Genomic DNA, 20254 nt, shown 5'->3' on the forward strand with positions numbered 1-20254 from the left:
CGGTTTCTCGGTTCGGGGCGTTTCGTCTATAATCGCCCCGAGGCTTGACGGGACGAAGGGGAGCTCCTCGACATGTCGGTGGAACGGGAAGATCATCAAGAAGAATCTCAGGAAGCGCCGGTCCGGAGGCGGTCGCGGCTGTTCTGCGGCGCGATCGCGGTGCCGGTGGCCTTTTTGGGTTTGGGCGTGTATCGCGCGTGGATAGAGATCATGTTCGTGGGGTCGTTCGTCGATTTCCCCGCGGTGGCGTTCTCGGGGCGGGACCTGTTCGACCTGACCATGGTGGTGACCGCGGTTGCCTGCACGCTGCTCGCGCGCAGGATCGGGCCGTTCTTCGACAAGCCGGCCGTCTACGCCCTGTGCGCCGCGACGCTGACGGCGTCCACCGTGCTCATGTTCGCGTCGTGCTGGCTGCCCGGCATCGCGCCGGCGGTGGGGGTGCCGGCCACGCTGCTGGGAGGGTTCGGCATCGCCTTGCTCATCCTGTTTTGGAGCGAGCTGTACGGCTGCCTGAACCCCTTGCGCGTGGCGCTGTACTATTCGGCGTCCATCGTGGTGGGCGCGCTCGTGCTGTACGTGTACCGCGGGTTCATGCTGCCGTGGCTGTTCGTGATGACGTCCCTGCTGCCGGCGGCGTCGCTCGTGTTGCTGCGCCGCGGGTTCGGCAGCCTCCCGACGGCCGAGCTGCCCTCGACGTCGTGGACGCGGTTCTCGGTGCCGTGGAAGGCGGTGCTGTTCATGGCGGCCTACGCGTTCGCGTACGGGCTCATGGAGGGCGGGCTGTACGCCGGCGCGTTCGGACCGCACTCCGCGCCGGGGACGCTGGCGGTGGGCGTGCTCGTGTTTTTGGGCGTGGCGGTGCGCGGCGGGCGCTTCGACTTCGGCATCATCTACCGGGTGGCGCTGCCGCTCATGGTGGTGGCGCTGTTCCTGCTTCCCACGCTCGGGCACGTGCAGGGCATGGCGGCCAGCTTCTGCGTCTCCGCCGGGTACACGGCGCAATCCGTCCTCATCATGCTCATCATGGCGAACATCTGCTACCGCTACGGCGTGTCGGCCCTGTGGCTGTTCGGCATCGAGCGCAGCGTGCGGCAGGTGTCCATGTGGCTGGGGCGGCTCGTGGCCGACGGCGCGCAGTCGTTCGACGTGCTGGGGGGCAACGGCGAGCTGTTCATCTCGCTGTTGACGGTGGTGGCCATCGTGACCGCAACCACCATCCTGTTCTCGGAGCGCGACCTGTCCAGCCGCTGGGGCGCGAACTTCCTGGCGGGAGGCACCGACTCGGCCGCGATGATACGCAAGCAGGAGCTGGCCGACCGCTGCGCCGAGGTCGCGCGCGCCTACAAGCTGTCCACCCGCGAGGAGGAGGTGCTGTTGCTGCTGGCCCAGCGCAAGACGGTGGGCATCATCGAGCGCGAGCTGTTCATCGCGAACGGGACGGCGAAGGCCCACGTGCGCCACATCTACCAGAAGCTCGACATCCACACGCGCCAGGAGCTGTTTGACCTGTTGGGCGTCGAAGCGCGCGAGGGCGGCAAAGGCGCGGGTGCGACGGCCGACGAGGGGCTGTAAGGCGCCGAGCGTCCGCGCATCGTGGTAGCGCCGAGGTCGGTCGCGTCGCTTCGCCGCTGCGCGTCTGCGGCGAAGTGCTCGAAGAGGCGGCCCGTTCGCGTTTCGGATCACTCGGCGATCGAGGAACCGCTGAGCGATACGGGGAGCCTTCTCGAGCGCTAGCTTTCCGCCGCCGTGACAGGGGGAGGGGAGTCTATGCGCTTCCGTCGTCGAACCAAGATCGGCATGTTTCGTGCGGGCGCGCTTCCCGATGTCGGCGTGAAAGCGAAATCCCCATTTTTTGCACAATAATCCGCGACGTGCGGTGGTTGGCAGGGTTTTGGGAGGCTCTCGGAGCTTCGGAATGCGCCCCTGGCGAGTGACGGCTGCCGTTTCCCCAGTTCGCGCGATCCCTGGCAACATTGGGAGGGTTGTAAGGCTGCGCACGTCGCGGTTTTTTGCTCATTTGGGAGAGTTTTTGCGTGCAGAAGCCGCGCAGAGCCTCCCGCCTCTCCAGCCTCCGAACGCGAGAAAGCGAGCCCAGGCCGGGGCTCGCTTTCTCGCAAAGACGGGTCGATGCCCGAATATGCGCCGCCGCGAAGGAGGGCGCGGCGGCGCTCCAAGGGGCCGGCTACATGATGAGCATCGCCGCGGTCAGCACCACCACGAGCACGATCCCGGTGACCACGATCACCTTCATCACCCACTTGAGCATGGTGGCGTACTGCACCTTCGCCAGCGCGAGGCCCGCCAGCACGGCGCCGTTCAGCGGCGTGATGATGGCCACGAGGCCGTGGGCGGCCACGTAGATCATGACCATGACCTCGGCCGAGAAGCCCAGGCCGTTCGTCAGCGGCCCCATGATGGGCATCGCCAGCGTGGCCATGCCGGAGCTCGAGGGGATGGCGAACGACAGCACGAAGTAGAACAGGAACGTGGCGGGCGCGAAGATGAAGGCGGGCACGCCGGACAGCGCGTTCGCGGCGTTCGTGAGGATGAACGTGTCGAGCTGCGTCTCGCCCATGATGACGGCGACGGAGCGCGCAAGCGCGATGACGAGCGCGACGCTGACCATCTCGGCGCAGCCACCGAGGAACGTCTTCACGATGTCCTTGCCCGCGAAGCGCGCGAAGATGCCGATGACGATGGCCATGAGCAGGAACCACGCCGTGGCCTCGTTGAAGTACCACATGCCCAGCGGCACGCCGGTGAGCACCGCGCTCCAGGCGCCCGCCGGGTCGTCGACCGAGCCGCCGGCCATGAAGACGTCGATGCCGAAGTTCTGCCACGGCACGAAGCCGACGATCATGACCACGAACGTGAGCGCGAACAGCACGAGCACGACTTTCTGCTTGCCGGAGAGGACGGCCGAGAACGCCGGGTTCTCCGCGTCCTCCTCCATCTGGCCGTACTCCTTCTCGGACTCCTCCTGCTCCTGCAGCGACAGGAACGTGGAGCCCTTGTCGGCCTTGACCTTCTTGGCGTAGCGCATGACGAAGAAGATGGAGATGGCCTCGGCGATGACGAACAGCACGAGCCCGAAGCCGATGATGACGCCCTGGTCGATGGCGATGCCCATGTCGGTGAGGGCGGCGGTGGCCACGCCGACGGAGAACGGGTTCACCGTGGAGCCGATGCAGCCCGCGCCCGCGCCCAGCAGCACCACGAGCGCGCCGGTGAGCGTGTCGAAGCCCGCGGCGTACATGGTGGCGGCCAGCAGGATGTAGAACGGCACCGTCTCCTCCATCATGCCGTAGGTGGAGCCGCAGATGCCGAACAGCAGCATGAGGATGGGGATGAGGACGAGCTCGCGGCCCTTGAGGGCGCGCACGAGCGTGGCGACGCCGGTGTCGAGCGCGCCGGTCTTGTTCACCATGGCCAGAAAGCCGCCCAGCACGAGCACGAACACGCACACCTGCATGGCGCTCGAGAAGCCGAGCACCGGGGAGGTCAGAACGTCGGCGAACGACGCTCCGGTGACCTCGCTCGTGAAGAACGACATCACCACGGTGACGAGCGCCACGACGATCAGGCACGCCACGAGGATGATGAAGGAGTCCGGTGCGCCTTTCTTCTTGCGCTTCTTCTTGCCGCCGGGCTCGGGGGCCGCGGCGACGGGCGCGCCCTCGGCGGCTTCCGTCGCCAGCTTCTCGCTCTCGTTCTCGCTCATCGCTCGTTCTCCTTGTCGTCGCGCGCGCGGGCTTCAAGCCAGCGCAGGGCCATCGTTGCGGTCATCGCTGCGCCTTCGACGAACACGCTCTCGTCGAACACCACGCGGGAGTTGTGCACGGGGTAGCGCACGCCTTCGTCCTCCGAGCCGGTGCCCATGACGAAGTAGGTGGTGGGCACGGCCTGCGAGATGACGCTCATGTCGTCGGAGCCCGAGATGGGCTTGTCGAGGATGGTGACGGGGCGGTCGGTGAGGTCCTCCACGTAGCCGATCAGCTCGTCGGTGAGCTCGGGGTCGTTGTACACGCTCGGCACGCCGCGGAGGAATCGCACGTCGACGCTGCCGCCGAAGCCCTCCGCGATGCCGCGGCACATCGCCTCCATGCGCTCCTTGAGATGCGCGCGGGTGCCCTCGTCGATGGTGCGCAGGGTGCCCAGCAGGTGCACGTCGTCGGGAACGGTGTTGGCGGCCGTGCCGCCGTTGATGGCGCCGAACGTGATGACCGCCTGGTCGTTCGGGTCGAGCTCGCGCGCGATGAGGTTCTGTGCGCCGAAGAAGATATGGCAGGCGATGTTGAACGGGTCCACCAGCTGGTGCGGACGCGAGCCGTGGCCGCCCTTGCCGTGCACGACGATGTCGATGTCGTCGATGGACGAGAAGCCGGTGCCCGGGCGCGTGGCGATCTCGCCCAAACGGTAGTCGAACGGCATGAGGTGGATGGCCGTGGCGGCGTCGACGCGCGGGTTCTCCAGCACGCCCGCGTTGATCATGGCTTCGTTGCCGCAGATCTCGTCGGGCGCGCAGCCCTCCTCGTCGGGCTGGAACATGAGCTTCACGCAGCCGGGCAGCTCGGCCTCGCGGCCTTTCAGGATGCGGGCGGCGCCCAGCAGCATGGCGGTGTGCGTGTCGTGCCCGCAGGCGTGCATGTAGTCGGTCGGGGAGGCGAAGGGCAGCCCCGTCTCCTCCTTGATGGGCAGCGCGTCCATGTCGGCGCGCAGCATGAAGCAGCGGCCCGCCGACGGGTCGCCGATGGTGGCCACGAGGCCGCCCGGCACGATCTCTTCCGGTTCGAGACCGATTTCCCGCAGACGCTCGGCCACGTAGGCCGTCGTTTGAGGGAGGTCGAACCCGATTTCGGGATGCTCGTGCAGCCAGCGGCGGTCGGCGATGATGTCGCCTTCCAGCGCTTTGGCTTCTTCCAGGACACTCGTCATACGATGATGCCTCCTTCGCTCGAGGCGGGCGGGGCTCCCTTGCGTTGGGGAATCCCGTCCGTTGCCTGCACCCCGCGTGCGGGGCGCCTTCTGCGGGGTACAATACGGAGGCGAGACGGGGGTGATCGTCACCCCGCTGGCGTTACGCGAGGGCGAACGGTAGGTTTTCGACGGTAAACGGTAGAGAAACGGGGGCGAAATGCGGAATGCGGAACGGACCGCCGGCGGGCGGAAAGCCGGCGGGCGGAACGCAGGCGGCGAGCCTCCTCGCCCCGCCGCCGCGCGCGATCGGCTGATCGACGCGCGCAGCCTCGTGGCCGTGTGCGCCCTGTCGCTGTCCACGTTCGTGCAGAACGGCTACGTGTACCCGCCCTTCAACGCGGTCGTGCCGTGGGGGTTCGCGCTGTGCGGGCTTCTGTACGGCGCGGCGTTCGGGTTGTGGGCGTTCGCGGCGCACCGCAGCGGCTCGCCGCTGCCGGTGCGGGCCGTGACGGTCGGCGCGCTGGCGGCGCTCGCGGCGGGATGCGGGCTGTGGATGCTCGGCGTGCAGAACGGCTACGCGTCGGCGCTCGGCGTTCCGGGTGCGGCGCTGCTGTCGTGCGGGCGCAGCTGGGCGGTCATCGTGGCGGGGCTGTCGCTCACGCGCCTGCGCCCGCGCGGCGTGCTCGTCACCATGGCCGGCGGCGTGTGCCTGTCCTACGCCGTCTACCTCGTGCTCGACCCGCTGCTGGCCGCCTGCGCGCTGGTCGTCTACGCGCTCCTGCCCGCCGTCGCCCTCGCGGCCGTGGCGGGCCCCGTCGCGCGCCTGCGCGACGCGCTGCCGGACGGCGCCCCGCCCAGCGAGCTGGCGCTGACGAACCCGGGTTCGTTCCCCGGGCCGTTCAACCGGCTGTTCGTGTGCATCTTCCTGTTCGAGGTGGCGTTCGGCCTGTCCATCACGTTCGGTGCGGGCCCGACGGCCTGGTGGCAGAGCGCAACGTGCGGCGTCGCGCTGCTGGCGCTGGCCGCATGGTGCGCGCGCACGCAGCGCGCGTCGCGCGAGGACGCGCTGTTCCACGTGTCGGGGCTGCTCGTGGTGTTCGGGTTCTTCGTCTCGGCCGCGCAGACCGCCGTGCTCGGGTCGGTGGCCCTCGGCGCGCTCACCGTGGGCGCGCAGATGTTCAGCGTCCTCACCTGGGCGACGCTCGCCATCATCGCGGCGCGCAACCCCTCGGGCGGCATCGCGGCCCTCGGCCAGGGCTTCTGCGCCTCGAACCTCGGCGCCACGACGGGCGTCGTGCTGGGGCATCTGCCCGTCGCCGCCGACGCCGCGGGCGCCGACGTGCGCCTGCTGCTGCTCGCGCTCGTGGCCGCCGCCTTCGTCGGGTACGTATGGATCGGGCTCAAGGACTTCAGCTTCTCGGCAGCCATCCGCGGCGTGAAGCCGGTGGAGGAGGTGGAGGCGCCCGCCGCTCCCGAGGCCGCCATCGACACGCGCTGCGCGCACCTGGCGTCCGTCCACGGGCTCACCGAGCGCGAGGGGGAGGTGTTCGCGCTGCTGGCGCGCGGACGCAACGGCGCGTTCATCCAGGAGGAGTGCCGCGTGACGCGCAACACCGCCAAGACGCACATCCGCCACATCTACCAGAAGCTGGGCGTGCACACGCAGCAAGAGCTCATCGACCTGGTGGAAAGCGGACGCGACTTCATCGTCTAACGCTTGTCTGTCGTTGCCGGCGCGCACCTGCGCATCGGGCGGCGCTTGTGGTACCCTAACGCCAACGATCAAGCTGAAGGTAAGGAGCCTACGATGCGCGAAGGAAGCGCTCCCAATTTCTGCCCGCCGACCGAGGAGGGCGTCACCCTTGTGCTCGAGGACGAGACGGGCGAGCAGACGGAACTCGAGTTCCTCGGCCTCATCTTGCACCACGACCGCAGCTACGGCTTCTTCTTCCCCGTAACAGAAGACGAGCCCGTGGGCTCGTCCGGCGAGGTCGTGCTGCTTGAGGTGACCGAGCTCGACGAAGACGGCCAACCTGCGGCCTTCGAGTTCGTCGAGGATGAAGCGGTGGCGGCCGAGGTCTACGAGGACTTCCGCACCGCCACGAAGGACCTGTACGACTTCGCGTAGCCGTACCGGCTTGGCGCGCGCGTCAGCGGCCGAGCGGGTCCCAGCCCGTCGGGGGCTTGACCCGCTCGGATTGCGCGATGGCCGCCACGTACATGATCTCGTGGTTGATCGCTTGCTCCAGGCGGCACACCTCTTCCTCGGTCTCGGCGTATTCGAAAATGCGCGCCGCCGCGCGTCTGATCGTGTCCATCAATTCTTCGTACTCGGTTCCGCTCATGTGCGACCTCCGGCGATCTTGCCCTCAAGCAATGACCCTCTCGATAAACTCATAGTACAAACCTCTTGTTTTATTGACGGTCTGTAAACTATAGTTTACGACTTTTCCTCCCGCCGGGACTAGCCTTTAACCGGCATGGAGAACACTTCACTAAAAACTCAGCTCGGAACCAATATCGCGAGGCTCCGCGCGAGCGCGAACGTGTCGCAAACGTCCTTCGCTCTCATGGTGGGCGTCAGCCGCAAATACCTCATCGATATCGAAAGCGGAAAAGCGAATCCGACGGTCGACATGCTCGAGCGCATCGCGGGCGGCTTGGACACCACCGTGGGCCAGCTGTTCGAGGGTCTGTGAGGGGTCGCCGCTACAGCTCGACGGGGTTCCAGCTTCCGTCGATGTCGCACAGCCATGCTTCGGGATCGCGCACGGTGAAGAACGTGAGCGTCTTGTCGTCCGGCCCCTCGTAGCTCTCGCCGAGCCCGGTCATGTGCTCGTACCCCGCACGACGAACCTCATCGTTCGCCCGATCTTCGAGAACAGCTTCCCCCCGCATGATAACCCAGCCGCTGCCCGGTTTCCAGGCGGTCAATTCAAACTTTGGGTTGAGCTCCAGCTCGCGGTACACGTCCTTTGTGGTGGCGGTGCAGAACCAGATCCGGCCGTCCTGCACGGCGGCGAAGCTGAAGGGGCGCACGTGCGGCTGATCGCCCTCGCAGGTGGCCAGGTACCAGGCCGGGACGCTCGTGAGGTAGTCGACGATGGTGTTCGTTCCGTTCATGGGGGTTCCTTTCGGTTGGGATAGGGCGGCTTCGGAGCGGTCCTACCAGGGGATGAAGTTGGTGGCCACGACGCAGGCCAGCATGGCGACGATGACGACGACGCCGTTGCGGTCGAGCGCGGTGAACGCGAGGGGATGCAGGCGCGTGCGGCCGACGCCGCCGTGGTAGCAGCGGGCCTCCATGGCCGACGACAGCGTTTCCGCGTGGCGGAACGCGCTGGTGAACAGCGGCACCATGAGGGAGGCGAGCATGCGCAGCCGCCCTTTGGAGAACGTGGCGCCGCGGCTGATCTGCGCGCGGTACACGGTTTGCAGCTCGAAGGTGAACTGGGGCAGGAAGCGCAGGGCGATGCCCATCATCATGGACAGCTCGTGCGCCGGCACGCCGATGCGGCGGAAGGGGTGCAGCAGGTACTCGAACGCATCGGTGATGTCGAGCGTGGCGGTGGTCAGGGTGAGCAGGCTCATCCCCAGCAGCAACAGCAGCAGGCGGCAGGCGATGAAGGCCGCCTGCCACAGGCCCGCCTCGCTGATGCGGATGATCCACCACTCGAACAGCACCGTGCCGCCCTGCACGAAGAACACGTTGAGCAGCGCGGTGACCACCACGATGAACGCGAGCGGCGCGATGGACTTGAACGCCGAGCGGATGGGGATGCCCGCCAGCCTGAAGAAGCCGAACACGAACGCCGCGCACACCGCGAGCCCGAGAAACGACTGCGCGACGAACACCACCGCCATGAGCGCGAGCGCTAGCAGCAGCTTCGCGCGCGCATCCATGCGATGCAGCGGGCTCGTGCCCGGCCAATAGCGTCCGATGACCGCGATGTCAGGCATGAGGGGCCTCCGAGGCTTCGACGGCCGCGCGGTAGGCGCCCGCCAGCTCGTCCGCCAGCGCTTTCACGTCGTACAGCTTCGACGGCAGCTCCACGCCCGCTACGCGCAGCTCGTCGGCCAGCTTCTGGGGGGCGGGCACGTCCAAGCCGATGGCGCGCAGCCCCTCGCCGTGCGCGAACACCTCGGACGGCGTGCCGAACGCGAACTGCCGGCCCTCGTTCAGCACGAGCACGCGGTCGGACAGGCGGGCGAGGTCGTCCATGCTGTGCGACACCATGACCACGGTGAGCCCGCTGCCGTGCAGCTGGGCGATGAGGTCGAGGAACTCCTCGCGCGCCACGGGATCGAGGCCGGCCACCGGCTCGTCCAGCACGAGGACGCGCGGCTCCATGGCCAGCACGCCCGCGAACGCCACGCGGCGCTGCTGGCCGCCCGACAGCTCGAAGGGGCTCTTGTCGCCCAGCTCGGCGATGTCGAGGCGCACGCTTTCCAGCGCGGCGGCCACGCGGCGCTCCACCTCGTCGGCGGACAGCCCCAGGTTGCGGGGGCCGAACGCCACGTCCTCGCGCACGGTGGCGGCGAACAGCTGGTACTCGGGATACTGGAACACGAGCCCCACCTTGCCGCGACAGGCCTGCGCCGCGCGCTTGTCGGCCAGGTCCTGGCCGTCCAGCAGCACGCGCCCGCGCGTGGGGCTCACCAGCCCGTTCATGTGCTGGATGAGGGTGCTCTTGCCGCTGCCGGTGTGACCGGCGATGCCGAGGAACTCGCCGTCCTCCAGCTCGAACGTGATGTCGCGCAGCGCCCACACGGCGTCGGGGTCGCCTCCCCAGGCCGGCTTGCCGCGCTCGAGCGAGGGGGCGTCCTCGATCACGCCGGCCTCGCGGCGGCGCTTCGCCCGCGACTTCCGCTTCTCCTGGCGGGCGGGGTCGGCGTACGAGTAGCTTACGCCTTCGAAAGCAATCGGCACAGCTCCTCCTTCAACGTGGTCGTCTCGATGTGCATGCCCACGGGCACGCCGCGCCGCCCCAGCTCGAGCGACAGCTCGGCGGCGAACGGCAGGTCGAGGTTGAGATGTTCCAGCAGCTCGGCCTGCACGAGCACGTCCTGCGGCGTGCCGTCGCAGGCGACGCGGCCCTCTTCCAATACGATGACGCGGTCGGCCTGCGCGGCCTCCTCCATGAAGTGCGTGATCATGACGACGGTCATGCCGCGGTCGTGCAGCTCGTGGCACACGCGCATGAGGCCCTTGCGGCCGCGCGGGTCGAGCATGGCCGTGGCCTCGTCCAGGATGAGGATCGAGGGCTCCATGGCCAGCACGCCGGCGATGGCGACGCGCTGCTTCTGCCCGCCCGACAGCGCCGCGGTCTCGCGCTTGTCGAAACCCTGCAGCCCCACGTCCGCCAGCGCGTCGGCCACGCGCTGGCGCAGGTCGTCGGTGGGCACGCCCAGGTTCTCGGGGCCGAAGGCCACGTCGTTCTCGATGAGGCTGGCCACCAGCTGGTCGTCGGGGTTCTGGAACACCATGCCCGCATGGCTGCGGATGAAGTAGGTGGACCGCTCGTCGCGTGTGTCGTGGTCGAGCACGGTGACGCTGCCTTCGTCGGGCACGAGCAGCGCGTTGATGTGCTTGGCCAGCGTCGACTTGCCCGAGCCGTTGCCGCCGAGGATGCACACGAACTCGCCCGGGGCGATGCGCGCGTCCACGCCGTCCAGCACGAAGCGGTCGCCGTCGTACGTGAAGCCTGTTCCCTTGAACTCGATCATGCGGTTAGCGTCCCTTCACCTGCTTCTTCTTGGGTGTGATCAAATTGGAGATGCTCTTGTACACGATGAGCGTGAGCACCGCGTTGATGCCGGCCTTGATGAGGTTGAACGGCGTGAGGATGGGCAGGATCATGGCCACGACGGCGTCGAGCGGCACGCCCAGCCACATCGGCGTGATGACGAGGTTGCCCAGGATGGCCATGACGGTGGCCGTGATGGCGCTCAGCACGAGGCCGACGACGCCGCTCTTGAACGTGCGCGAACGGCGGTACACGAGCGCGGCGGGCAGGATGAAGCCGGCCACCACGAGGATGTTCATGACGGCGCCCGAGAAGTCGGCCATGAGGATGCCGTGGATGACGGCGCCCACGACGCCCACCGCGAGGCCGGCCGCCGGGCCGAAGGCGAAGCCGCACACCATGGCGGGCATGGCGGAGGCGTCGTACTTGAGCCAGGTGACGCCGGGCAGCAGCGGGAACTCCACGAACGACAGCAGCACGCCGATCGCGCACATGAGCGCCATCGTGACGAGCTGGCGGGTGTCCCACTTGTTGGTGTTGGTGAATTCATACGTGTCCTGGGCGTTGGTGCCCGGTGCGTTGCCGGTCATGGCAACCCCTTTCTCTTGCAGGCCGTGACGTTCGGGTCACGTTTCCCGGCCTAAAGAGAAAACGAGCCCGTATGAATTCCTTCCATACAGGCTTCTTGGGGTCCGAGCCGACGCACGCGGGGCGTGGTCGGCGCGGATCTCTGCCTCTTCCATCCGGACTATACCGTTGGTTCCGGAATCGCACCGGAATCAGCCTGCAACCGCACTCCCTATCGGGGACGTTCGCAGGGTCGCGGACTCCCGGCTCGCCGATGCGGGGCATCGCGGCCGGATTACCGCCAGTGAGGAATTGCACCTCGCCCTGAAACAGAATCCATGCGCTGCATTGTAGCGGCCTTGTTGCCGTCTGGCAACCACGCAATGACCGAATGGGGGACAATGCGCAGGTTTTGTGGGTTGGGCGGCGCCTCGTTGCCGTATAATCGCAGCAACGAAGAGGGTCCGGCACGAAGGGGAGGCACCATGGCCGAGAGCAGAATCGTCAACGAACCGCGCAGCAAGAACCCGCTCGTCAAGGCCATCCGCGAGCTGCTGGAGCATCGCGCGCTGTGGCTGTACCTGCTCACCGACGAGGCGGCGAAGGCGGGCGCCGACCCGGCTGCGTTCGCGCCGGCGGCCGTGAAGCGCTGCGGGTTGTTCCAGGGCGCGGAGCTGGTCGCGAAGGGCGGCGGCACGAACAGCCTGAAGAGCCTCAAGAAGGGCCTGTTCGGCAAGCCGGCGCAGATGGTGTTCGAGATGGACGTCAAGGACGTGCAGGATGACCGCTTCGAGCTGGAGTTCCACTACTGCCCGCTCGTGAAGGCGTGGCAGAAGCAGGGCTGCACCGACGAGGAGATTTCCAACCTCTGCGACTGGGCCATGTGCGGCGACCGCGGCATCGGCGAAGCCTACGGCTGCGACCTCGACCTGCCCAAGACCATCGCCCGCGGCGACGACGTCTGCCATTTGATCTACCACCGCTAAAAAGGCGGCCGCAGGAAGCCTCGGCCTGCGCCGGGGTAACCGTTTGTGGACGGGGGGCGTTGTTTTTGCTGATCGGGCGAACTACGGGGTAGAATAGCGGAATTATGTTCGAACTACTCAACACCATCGACGCATTTGTATGGGGCCCCGCGATGATCGCGCTCTTGCTGGGCTCGCATCTGTTCTTCACCTTCAAGACGGGGTTCATCCAGCGCAAGCTGCCGCAGGCCATCAAGCTGTCGCTGTCGAGCGACCCTGAGGGCAAGGGCGACATCAGCCACTTCGGCGCGTTGGCCACGGCGCTGGCCGCCACCATCGGCACCGGCTCCATCGTGGGCGTGGCAACGGCCATCCTCGCGGGCGGACCGGGCGCGGTGTTCTGGATGTGGATCACCGGCGTGTTCGGCATCGCCACGAAGTACGCCGAGGTGTACGCGGCCGTGAAGTACCGCGTGCGCGACCACAACGGCGCCATGCTCGGCGGCGCCATGTACATCTGGGAGCGCGCGTTCAGGCGCAACGCCGAGGGCAGGCGCGACCCGAGCCCCGGCGGGCATACTCCCTGGTGGGCGAAGCTCGGCGCCGTGGCGTTCGCCGCGTTTGCCGCCATCGCGGCCATCGGAACCGGCTCGGCCGTGCAGGCGTCGGCCATGTCCGGCATCATCACCTCGAACGTGGACGTCCCCGCGTGGGTCGTCGGCGTGGTCATCGTGGTGCTGGTGTCGGTGGTCATCTTCGGCGGCGTGCAGTCCATCTCGAAGGTGTGCGAGCGCCTCGTCCCCATCATGGCCGTCGCCTACGCGGGCGGCTGCCTCGTCATCCTCGCGTTCAACTGGGCGCTCATCGGCGACGCGCTGGGGCTCATCCTGGAATGCGCGTTCACCTCGAAGGCCGCGTTCGGCGGCGCGGTGGGCTCAGGGCTGATGATGGCGCTGCAGTTCGGCTGCGCGCGCGGTTTGTTCTCGAACGAGTCGGGCCTGGGGTCGGCCCCCATCGTGGCCTCGGCGGCCTCCACGCGCAACCCGGCGCAGCAGGCGCTCGTGGCGATGACCGGCACGTTCTGGTCTACCGTGGTCATCTGCGCGCTCACGGGCATCGTGCTCGTGTCCACGATGCTGGCGAACCCCGACATCGCGTCGTCCATCATGGCGAATCCCACCGTCTACTCCGGCGCGATGCTGGCCAGCGAGGCGTTCGCGAAGATCCCCTACATCGGCACGCCCATCCTCGTGCTGGGCATGGTGGCGTTCAGCTACACCACCATCCTGGGCTGGTCGTACTACGGCAACCGTTGCATCACGTACCTGTTCGGGCGTTACGCCATCCGTCCGTACCAGGTGATCTACGTGGCCGTGGCCTTTCTCGGCGCCATCGGCGTGGGCGACATCGTGTGGACGATCTCGGACATCGGCAACGCGCTCATGGCCATCCCCAACATCATCGTCGTGCTGCTGCTGAGCGGCATGATCGCGCGCGAGACGCGCCACTACGTGTACGACGGCAACCTCGACGAGGCCGACGACACGCCCATCCCGCAGCTGGAGGGGAAGTAGCGCCGCGACGCCGGGCGCTGCGCCCGCCCGCCTTGCGCGGGGAGGGCGGTTGCCGCAGGAGTCGGCATCGGCCCGGCACGGGAATCGCGGAATTCTAGGCAATTTTGACGTTTTGCGCACGGTCGAGGGCTGCGGTGTCCGAGGCGGGCAAAACTGACCTGGGGCGATGCTCGCCCCAGGTCCGCGGCGGGAAGCCGAGGGGCCGAAATCGTACGCAAAACGAAAAAATTGCTTACTTCGGACGAATTTCCGTGACCGACGGCGTGCCCGGCTCCAAGCGAGCTCGAAGCCGGGCGCTCGAAGCTCTACGGCGTCGCGGGCCGCGCCCGCCTCGCGCGCAGGTGCGTCGCCGCGCGCAGCGCAACGTAGACCAGCATGACCGCCGTGTACGCGGCGATGCTGAACGCGGCTTTCTGCCCGCTCGACGAGACGGTGGGCGCCAGCACCAGCACGAGGTGCACGTACGTCAGCCCGAAGAACGCGTAGGCGGTTTTCTGCAGGCGCTTCCACGCGTCGGAGCTCATGCGGGCTTTCACCGCGTTGAACGACGTGACGGTGAGCGCCGCCAGCAGCACGATGAGCAGGCTCGACACGACGAACGACGCGACCATGCCCGCCGACATCCCGGCGAACCCCGACAGGATGTCGGCCAGGTACGTGCCCAGGTAGTTCGCCACGTGCCCGACGGTCAGGATGGCGGCGATGATGGACAGCTCGCCGCGGATGGGCATGAGCATCTGGCGCGCCTTCGACCCTTCGGGCAGCGCCCCGATGTACATGACGAGCGCGAACAGGGCGAACCCGAGCAGGCACCGCGTGAGGTACGGGTACACCGCGGCGGCGAACTCGCGCGAGACCCCGAACAGCACCCCTGACAGGAACAGCACGTCGACGGCCACGGCCACGATGTAGAACGACACGGCGTAGCGCTTGATCTGCCTGTGCAGCGCGCACGCGAACAGCACGCTGATGAGAATCGCCAGCAACACCTCCATGGGAACCTCCTTTCCAGCCTCCCGGCCGTTAGCGGACCACCCAGCCGGCAGGCACGTCGGCGTCGCTGTGGCATTGCGCGCACTGCATGACCGACGCGGTGTGCGACTTGTGGCACGTGCCGCACGCCAGCTCCTCGTGGAAGTTGCTATGCGGGTTGTACTCCCGCTGCGCGGTGATCCGCGCCAGGCTGTCCTGCCCGATGTCGTGGCACGATCCGTTCATGCAGAACGCGTTGTCGAACTGCCGCTGCTCGAGCGGCAGCGCGTAGCCGCCCGCCACCCACGTCACGCCCTCGGCCAGCTGCTCGCTGAGCGTGGGCACGTGGCAGTCGAGGCAGCTGACGTCCGCCACGCGATGCGAGGCGGCCAGCAGCGTGGCATCGTCGGCGTAGTAGTCCTCGACGTACGGGTCCATGGGCGTGTGGCAGATGGCGTTGCAGAAGCTGGGCTGCTCGTGCCATACCCAGAACCCCGCGCCGGCCGTCACGACGACCGCCGCCGCCACCCCGAGCGCGATGAGCCTCTTGGTTCTCTTCCGATCGTTCATGATTCCCTCCTTGACGCCCCGCCCGCGCGGCATGCGCGGCGCGGGCGCGGCCGCTGATCCGTTGGCTGGCTACTGGCTGACGAGGCGTCCCTTGCCGGTGGCCTCGACCTCGCACAGGCCGCACCTGAACGGCGGGAACCCGGTGATGGGATCGAAATCGCGCGTGGTCAGCAGATTCACGTTCGCCTGGTGCCATCCGTGGAAGATGTCGACCATGCCGGCGTGCACGAGGTTCGTCACCTCGGCCTTCATCTCGATCTCGTTCTGGTGGTTGAACACGCGCACCACGTCGCCGGTGCCGATGGAGCGGTCGCGCGCGTCCTGGGGGTGCAGGCGCACGACGGGCTCGGGCATGAACTGGTTGAGCCAGGGGATCTCGCGCAGCTTGGAGTGCGTGTAGTAGGGCAGGCGCGACCCCGCGTTCAGCACGAGCGGGTAGCGCTTGTCCTCCTCGGTGGGCGCGTAGGGGGTGTGCACCGGCTCCTCGTACACGGGAAGCCCCTCGTAGCCGAAGCCCTTGAGGATCTCGGAGTCGAACTCCAGCTTGCCGGACGGCGTGTTGAAGCCGGGCTGCCCGTCCTTGCGCAGCTTGCCCGCAGCGTGCTTGCCCTCCTCGTTCGGCGATCCGGGGATCTCCAGGCCCTCGGGGTTCGCGCGCAGGTCGTCGAGCGTGACGTCGAGGCCCGCCGTCTGCAGGATGTTGTCGAGGGCCGCTTCCACGTCGCCGCCGAAGCACTGCTCCTCGAAGCCCAGCTTGCAGCCCAGGTCGAGCATGATCTTCCAATCCTCGCGCGCCTGCCCGGCCGGCTGGACGCACGGCTCGCGGAAGAACAGCTTGCGGCCGTAGGCGGCGAAGGGGGCCATGCGCTCGTGGCACATGGCGGCGGGCAGCAGGATGTCCACGTAGTCGTGGGTCCAGGGGCGCTCGTAGTAGTCCACGGCGGCCACGAACTCCAGTTTGCCGAGGGCTTCCTGGTAGCGGTCCGATTCGGGCCAGATCATCACGTTGCTGGCCACGAGGATGGCGGCCTTGATCTTCCCCTCGTCGATGTACTCGGGCAGCCGCGCCGTCTGGAAGTGCTTGGTGAACGACACCCAGGCGGGGAAATCGTCCTTGTCCACGCGCTTGTCGGCGAAGTTCTGCTCGGTGTAGACGTCCTCGGCGCGGAACTTGGCAGTGGAGGCGCTCACGTCGAGCGGCAGGCCGCCCGAGGCGAACATGACGCCGCCCTTCTTCTCGATCATGCCCATGAGGGCGGGGATCATGAACACGGCGCGCAGCGCGTGGCCCACGTTGGAGGAGTGGGCGAGCCCCGCCGAGCTGGTGACCAGCGTGCTGGGCGCGTTGTCGGCCAGCAGGCGCACGGCCTCTTCCAGCTTGGCCGCGGGCACCCAGGTGATCTCCTCGACCTTCTCGGGCGGGTACTGGGCGGCCAGGTCGGCGAGCCCTTCGTAGCCTTGCGTCCACTCGTCGACGAACTGCTTGTCCACGAGGTTGTCGCGGACGAGGATGTTGATGAACCCGAGGGCCAGCGCGCCGTCGGAGCCGGGCCGCAGTTGCAGGTGGACGTCGGCGAGCCCCATGACGGTGGGCGTGATGCGCGGATCGACGATGACGAACTTGCAGCCGCGCTCCTTCTGGTCCATGAGCTTCGCGTGGCGGTTCGGCTGCGACCAGGCCGCGTTGAGGCTCCAGATCATGCAGCTGCCCGTGTCGTCGCTGGGGTCGGAGCCCGACGAGCTCTGCCCGCGGCCGTACACGAGCTGGGAGGTGATGTTCGTGGCCGTCGAGCACAGCGAGCTTTCGAGGCCGTACGTGGAGCTGCCGAACAGCGTGGCCACGCGCTGGATGGGCGGGCGCGGCTCCTTCGGGTCGCCGCAGTAGAACATCACGGCGTCGGGGCCGTCCTCCTCCTTGACGCGGTTGAACTCGCTGACGATGGCGTCGTAGGCTTCGTCCCAGGTGATGGGCTCCCACTGCGACTGCCCCGTGCCCTTGGGGTTCGTGCGTCGCAGCGGCGTTTGCAGGCGCTTGGGGTCGTAGAGCTCCTGGATGCTGGCGAGGCCCTTCGCGCACAGCGGCGTGGTGGGATGGGGCGTGCGCGATTCGACGCGCACGATCTTGCCGTCCTGCACGTAGGCGGTCATGCCGCACTTGGGCACCTGGTTGCACATGTCGCAGTACGTGTAGCGCTTCTCGACGGGGGCGTCGGGGTCCACCGTGCCCTCGGCGTGCGCGATGTCGAAGCCGAACGCGCCGGCCAGCGCGCCCCCGGCGGCCAGGGCGGACGCGCCCTTCACGAACGAGCGGCGGCTGATGTTGCCCTGCATCGTGGTGTCGTTAATCGTGGTCATGGGTGCACCTTCCTTCCTACTCGCTCTTCGCTTCGTCGGCTTTGGCCTGCGCCTTCGCCTTGTCCTTCGACTTCTTCACCCCGACGCCCACGCCGACGCCGACCGCGGCCACCGCGGCGACGCCTATCGTTGCCGCAACGGGGTCGATGCCGGGAGCCGCCTTCGAGCTTTCTGCATAGGCGCCGCCCGCGGCGGTGGGCAGCAGGCTCTCGTCCATGCCGTTCATGGGCACGTAGTAGAACGACGTCTCGTCCACGCGCACGGCGTCGCCCTGGGCGATGCGCTTGCTGACGTCGCTCTCGGGATCGTCGAGGTCGCCGAAGAAGCGCGCGTGCGCCGGGCAGTTGAGCACGCAGGCGACGGGCAGCCCCTCCTCCGCGCGCTCGCGGCAGAAGATGCACTTCTCGACCACGCGCGAGCGCTGGACGCCGTAGGCCTCGTAGGGCGCCTGGGCGTACTCGCCGAAGTAGTTGCCCTTGCCCTCGTTGAGCACGCGCGCGCCGTACGGGCACGCCGACATGCAGTAGCCGCAGGTGATGCACGCGTCGTAATCCACGATCACCACGCCGTCGTCGAGCTTCTGGCTGGCGCCGGTGGGGCAGACCGACACGCATTCGGGGTTCTCGCAGTGCATGCAGGCGTGCGGCAGGTACGCGCGCCCCGCCTCGCCGGCGGCCTCGCCCCATTCCACCGTGTCGAGCTTCACCCAGGATACGCCCGGGCCCTGGTTGTTCTGCAGCTGGCATGCCACCACGCATGCCCCGCATCCCGCGCAGCGCTTGAGGTCGATGAGCATTCCCCATGTCGTCATACGTGACTCCTCTCCTCGATGTCCCCGTGCCCTGCGCCCGTCGCGGCGCAGGACCGTTGGGGATACTCTGGCAAAGTGCTGGGGAAAGGGGTATCGGAAGCGGTGGATGAGCCTTCGAAACCGCATCGGTTCCGTTATATGATCTTTCGTTTTCCCAGGTGACGGCACGCTGTTCGGGTGCATGCCCATGGGGTAGAATGGAACGCGGGAGATCGTAGGGGATACGAGGGGGCTTCCATGGGGAATCGCACTGCTCTGAAAGACGCGTGGTCGAACGCGGTCACGCGCGCCAACGTGACGCTCGCCGTGGGGTTCGGCTGCGCGGTGTCGTGGTCGCCCACGCTGCTCACGGCGGCGACGCCGGACAACGTGATGAACGCGCTCGTGAACAAGCCGCCGCACGGCGCCTGCATGCCGTCGCTCGTGGCGGCCGTGCTGGCGTGCCTCGTGCTGTTCCTGGGCGGCCGGCGCCTGTTCGCGGTGCTCGAACGCACGGTGAGACCGCTTGCGCTCGGCGTGGCCATGGCGCTCATGGGCGCGGTGTTCGTGCTGCCGCTCGTCACGCGGAACTCCGTCACGGTGACGGGCGACGTGGTCATCGCGGTGGCGGGCGCGCTGTCGGTGGTGCTCTACCTGTTCTGGATGCAGCTGTTCGGCAGGCTCTCGGTGCAGAGCATGTTCCTCACGCTGTTCCTTTCGCAAGTGCTGACCTGCGCCATCAACGCCATCATCTCGATCGCGAACATCTACACGGTCATCGCGACCTCCATCGCGCTGCCGCTCGTGTCGACGGTCTGCCTGCGGGCCGGGCAGCGCGAGCGTGCGGACGGGCGGCCGCCGAGCGCGGCCCCCGCCCCGCGTGAGGGCTGCGGCGCGTCGGTGCGGATGCTCGTGAAACTGGCGGCCATCGTGTTCGCGTGGGGCGTGATCGACCACCTGTTCCGCAGCGAGTTCGACGCGTTCATGCGCACGCAGGTGACGAGCTCGCCGTTCGCGGTGGCCTACCACGCCGCGGCGTTCGTCGTCGTGGTGGCGGCCGTCGCGTTCGCCTACGCGCTGCTGGCGTACCGCGAACGCTTCCAGTTCGGGCATCTGTACCGCATGATATTCCTCTTGGGGCTGGCCAGCATCCTCTTGCTGCCCATCGTGCTGGCGGGGCAGGCGGCTATCGCCGGCTACACGTGCAGCGTCATCATGTACCAGCTCGTGTTCCTGCTCATCTGGGTGATCGCCGCGTCGGCGTTCCGCGATCGCTCGGCGTACGCCCCCGGTTTCTTCGGGCTCGTGTACGGCTTCTGGTCGCTCGGGTCGTTCGGCGGCGCGCTGTTCAGCTCGGTGTTCGTGCAGCACCTCACCATGGACAACGTGCACCTCATCGTGTTCGCGGCCGTGCTCGCGGTGGCGGTGGGCTACGCGGTCGTGTTCACCGAGGCCGACGCGAACGCGCTCGTGCAGATCGTGCCGTTCAAGCACAAGACGCCCTTCAAGGCGAAGTGCCTCTCGGTGGCGCAGACGTACCAGCTTTCGCCGCGCGAGACGGAGATCGCCCTGCTCATCGCGCAGGGGCGCGATTCGGCGCACATCGAGAAGAAGCTGTTCCTGTCGCGCAGCACCGTGCAGACGCACCGCATGCACCTCTACCAGAAGCTCGACATCCACAACCGCCAGGAGCTCCTCGACATCATCGAGGCCGCCGAGGCCGTCGGCGCGTCGTCGGCGCGTTAGGCGAACTCGGTGCCGACGTCGCGGCACGGAAATTCCCGGATCTTAACCAAT

The 20254-nt window shown here is 67.7% G+C and carries 19 protein-coding genes and 1 riboswitch; of the genes, 7 read left to right on the forward strand and 12 right to left on the reverse strand.

Features of this window, described 5'->3' with window-relative positions; all coding sequences use genetic code 11:
- The first annotated feature begins 72 nt into the window (after positions 1 to 72).
- A complete protein-coding gene (locus tag GS424_RS04830; protein ID WP_009304873.1) occupies positions 73 to 1572 on the forward strand; it encodes a helix-turn-helix transcriptional regulator in 1500 nt (499 codons plus the stop codon).
- 610 nt (positions 1573 to 2182) lie between these two features.
- On the opposite strand, the gene GS424_RS04835 is transcribed toward GS424_RS04830, so the two are convergent.
- Positions 2183 to 3721: a YfcC family protein gene (locus GS424_RS04835; protein WP_160942869.1), complete on the reverse strand. Its 1539-nt coding sequence runs from the start codon at positions 3719 to 3721 to the stop codon at positions 2183 to 2185.
- The gene (locus tag GS424_RS04840; RefSeq protein WP_160942868.1) at positions 3718 to 4935 is read right to left on the reverse strand and encodes a M20 metallopeptidase family protein; all 1218 of its coding nucleotides are present in this window, start codon (positions 4933 to 4935) and stop codon (positions 3718 to 3720) included. Before GS424_RS04840 ends, GS424_RS04835 begins: the two co-directional genes overlap by 4 nt.
- A gap of 199 nt (positions 4936 to 5134) precedes the next feature.
- On the opposite strand from GS424_RS04840, the gene GS424_RS04845 reads away from it, so the two are divergent.
- Complete coding sequence (locus tag GS424_RS04845) at positions 5135 to 6631, forward strand: response regulator transcription factor (RefSeq protein ID WP_160942867.1); 1497 nt, start codon at positions 5135 to 5137, stop codon at positions 6629 to 6631.
- Between the two features lie 93 nt (positions 6632 to 6724).
- Positions 6725 to 7045, forward strand: a complete 321-nt coding sequence (locus GS424_RS04850) for a DUF1292 domain-containing protein (protein ID WP_009304869.1) — start codon at positions 6725 to 6727, stop codon at positions 7043 to 7045.
- A gap of 22 nt (positions 7046 to 7067) precedes the next feature.
- On the opposite strand, the gene GS424_RS04855 is transcribed toward GS424_RS04850, so the two are convergent.
- Positions 7068 to 7262 carry a hypothetical protein gene (locus GS424_RS04855; protein WP_101721836.1) on the reverse strand — a complete coding sequence of 65 codons (195 nt, stop codon included), beginning with the start codon at positions 7260 to 7262 and terminating at the stop codon, positions 7068 to 7070.
- A 135-nt stretch (positions 7263 to 7397) separates the two neighbouring features.
- Here GS424_RS04855 and GS424_RS04860 point away from each other — a divergent pair, with 135 nt between their 5' ends.
- On the forward strand, positions 7398 to 7616 hold the full coding sequence (locus GS424_RS04860) for a helix-turn-helix domain-containing protein (RefSeq protein ID WP_009304867.1): 219 nt from the start codon (positions 7398 to 7400) through the stop codon (positions 7614 to 7616).
- 10 nt (positions 7617 to 7626) lie between these two features.
- On the opposite strand, the gene GS424_RS04865 is transcribed toward GS424_RS04860, so the two are convergent.
- Genes GS424_RS04865 through GS424_RS04885 form a run of 5 tightly spaced genes read right to left on the reverse strand, consistent with a single transcriptional unit; the run spans position 7627 to position 11254 of the window.
- A complete protein-coding gene (locus tag GS424_RS04865) occupies positions 7627 to 8040 on the reverse strand; it encodes a pyridoxamine 5'-phosphate oxidase family protein (protein WP_009304866.1) in 414 nt (137 codons plus the stop codon).
- A 42-nt stretch (positions 8041 to 8082) separates the two neighbouring features.
- Entirely contained in the window at positions 8083 to 8877 is a 795-nt protein-coding gene (locus GS424_RS04870) for an energy-coupling factor transporter transmembrane component T family protein (protein WP_154334716.1), read from the reverse strand.
- Positions 8870 to 9847 carry an energy-coupling factor transporter ATPase gene (locus tag GS424_RS04875; protein ID WP_009304864.1) on the reverse strand — a complete coding sequence of 326 codons (978 nt, stop codon included), beginning with the start codon at positions 9845 to 9847 and terminating at the stop codon, positions 8870 to 8872. The genes GS424_RS04870 and GS424_RS04875 overlap by 8 nt, the downstream gene beginning before the upstream one ends.
- Positions 9823 to 10644: an energy-coupling factor transporter ATPase gene (locus GS424_RS04880; protein ID WP_015760330.1), complete on the reverse strand. Its 822-nt coding sequence runs from the start codon at positions 10642 to 10644 to the stop codon at positions 9823 to 9825. Before GS424_RS04880 ends, GS424_RS04875 begins: the two co-directional genes overlap by 25 nt.
- A 4-nt stretch (positions 10645 to 10648) precedes the next feature.
- Positions 10649 to 11254, reverse strand: a complete 606-nt coding sequence (locus GS424_RS04885) for an ECF transporter S component (protein WP_015760331.1) — start codon at positions 11252 to 11254, stop codon at positions 10649 to 10651.
- Positions 11255 to 11391: 137 nt separating this feature from the next.
- Positions 11392 to 11567: riboswitch (FMN riboswitch) on the reverse strand.
- A 149-nt stretch (positions 11568 to 11716) separates the two neighbouring features.
- Between GS424_RS04885 and GS424_RS04890 the strand changes: the two genes are divergently transcribed.
- A complete protein-coding gene (locus tag GS424_RS04890; RefSeq protein WP_015760332.1) occupies positions 11717 to 12217 on the forward strand; it encodes an L-2-amino-thiazoline-4-carboxylic acid hydrolase in 501 nt (166 codons plus the stop codon).
- Positions 12218 to 12321: 104 nt separating this feature from the next.
- Entirely contained in the window at positions 12322 to 13770 is a 1449-nt protein-coding gene (locus GS424_RS04895) for an alanine/glycine:cation symporter family protein (RefSeq protein WP_160942866.1), read from the forward strand.
- A 305-nt stretch (positions 13771 to 14075) separates the two neighbouring features.
- Here the strand turns inward: GS424_RS04895 and GS424_RS04900 are convergent, their stop codons facing one another.
- From GS424_RS04900 to GS424_RS04915, 4 genes are all read right to left on the reverse strand, one after another.
- On the reverse strand, positions 14076 to 14765 hold the full coding sequence (locus GS424_RS04900; protein WP_160942865.1) for a hypothetical protein: 690 nt from the start codon (positions 14763 to 14765) through the stop codon (positions 14076 to 14078).
- A gap of 28 nt (positions 14766 to 14793) precedes the next feature.
- Positions 14794 to 15312 (reverse strand): cytochrome c3 family protein, encoded by a 519-nt coding sequence (locus tag GS424_RS04905; protein ID WP_160942864.1) that lies wholly within the window; start codon positions 15310 to 15312, stop codon positions 14794 to 14796.
- A gap of 69 nt (positions 15313 to 15381) precedes the next feature.
- Complete coding sequence (locus GS424_RS04910) at positions 15382 to 17667, reverse strand: molybdopterin-containing oxidoreductase family protein (protein ID WP_114551062.1); 2286 nt, start codon at positions 17665 to 17667, stop codon at positions 15382 to 15384.
- Between the two features lie 16 nt (positions 17668 to 17683).
- Positions 17684 to 18478, reverse strand: coding sequence for a 4Fe-4S dicluster domain-containing protein (locus tag GS424_RS04915; protein WP_114538447.1), 795 nt, complete (start codon positions 18476 to 18478; stop codon positions 17684 to 17686).
- A gap of 237 nt (positions 18479 to 18715) precedes the next feature.
- Between GS424_RS04915 and GS424_RS04920 the strand changes: the two genes are divergently transcribed.
- Positions 18716 to 20203: a helix-turn-helix transcriptional regulator gene (locus GS424_RS04920; RefSeq protein WP_160942863.1), complete on the forward strand. Its 1488-nt coding sequence runs from the start codon at positions 18716 to 18718 to the stop codon at positions 20201 to 20203.
- Positions 20204 to 20254 lie beyond the last annotated feature (51 nt).

It is taken from the genome of Eggerthella guodeyinii, assembly GCF_009834925.2.
GTDB classification, from domain to species: Bacteria; Actinomycetota; Coriobacteriia; order Coriobacteriales; family Eggerthellaceae; genus Eggerthella; species Eggerthella guodeyinii.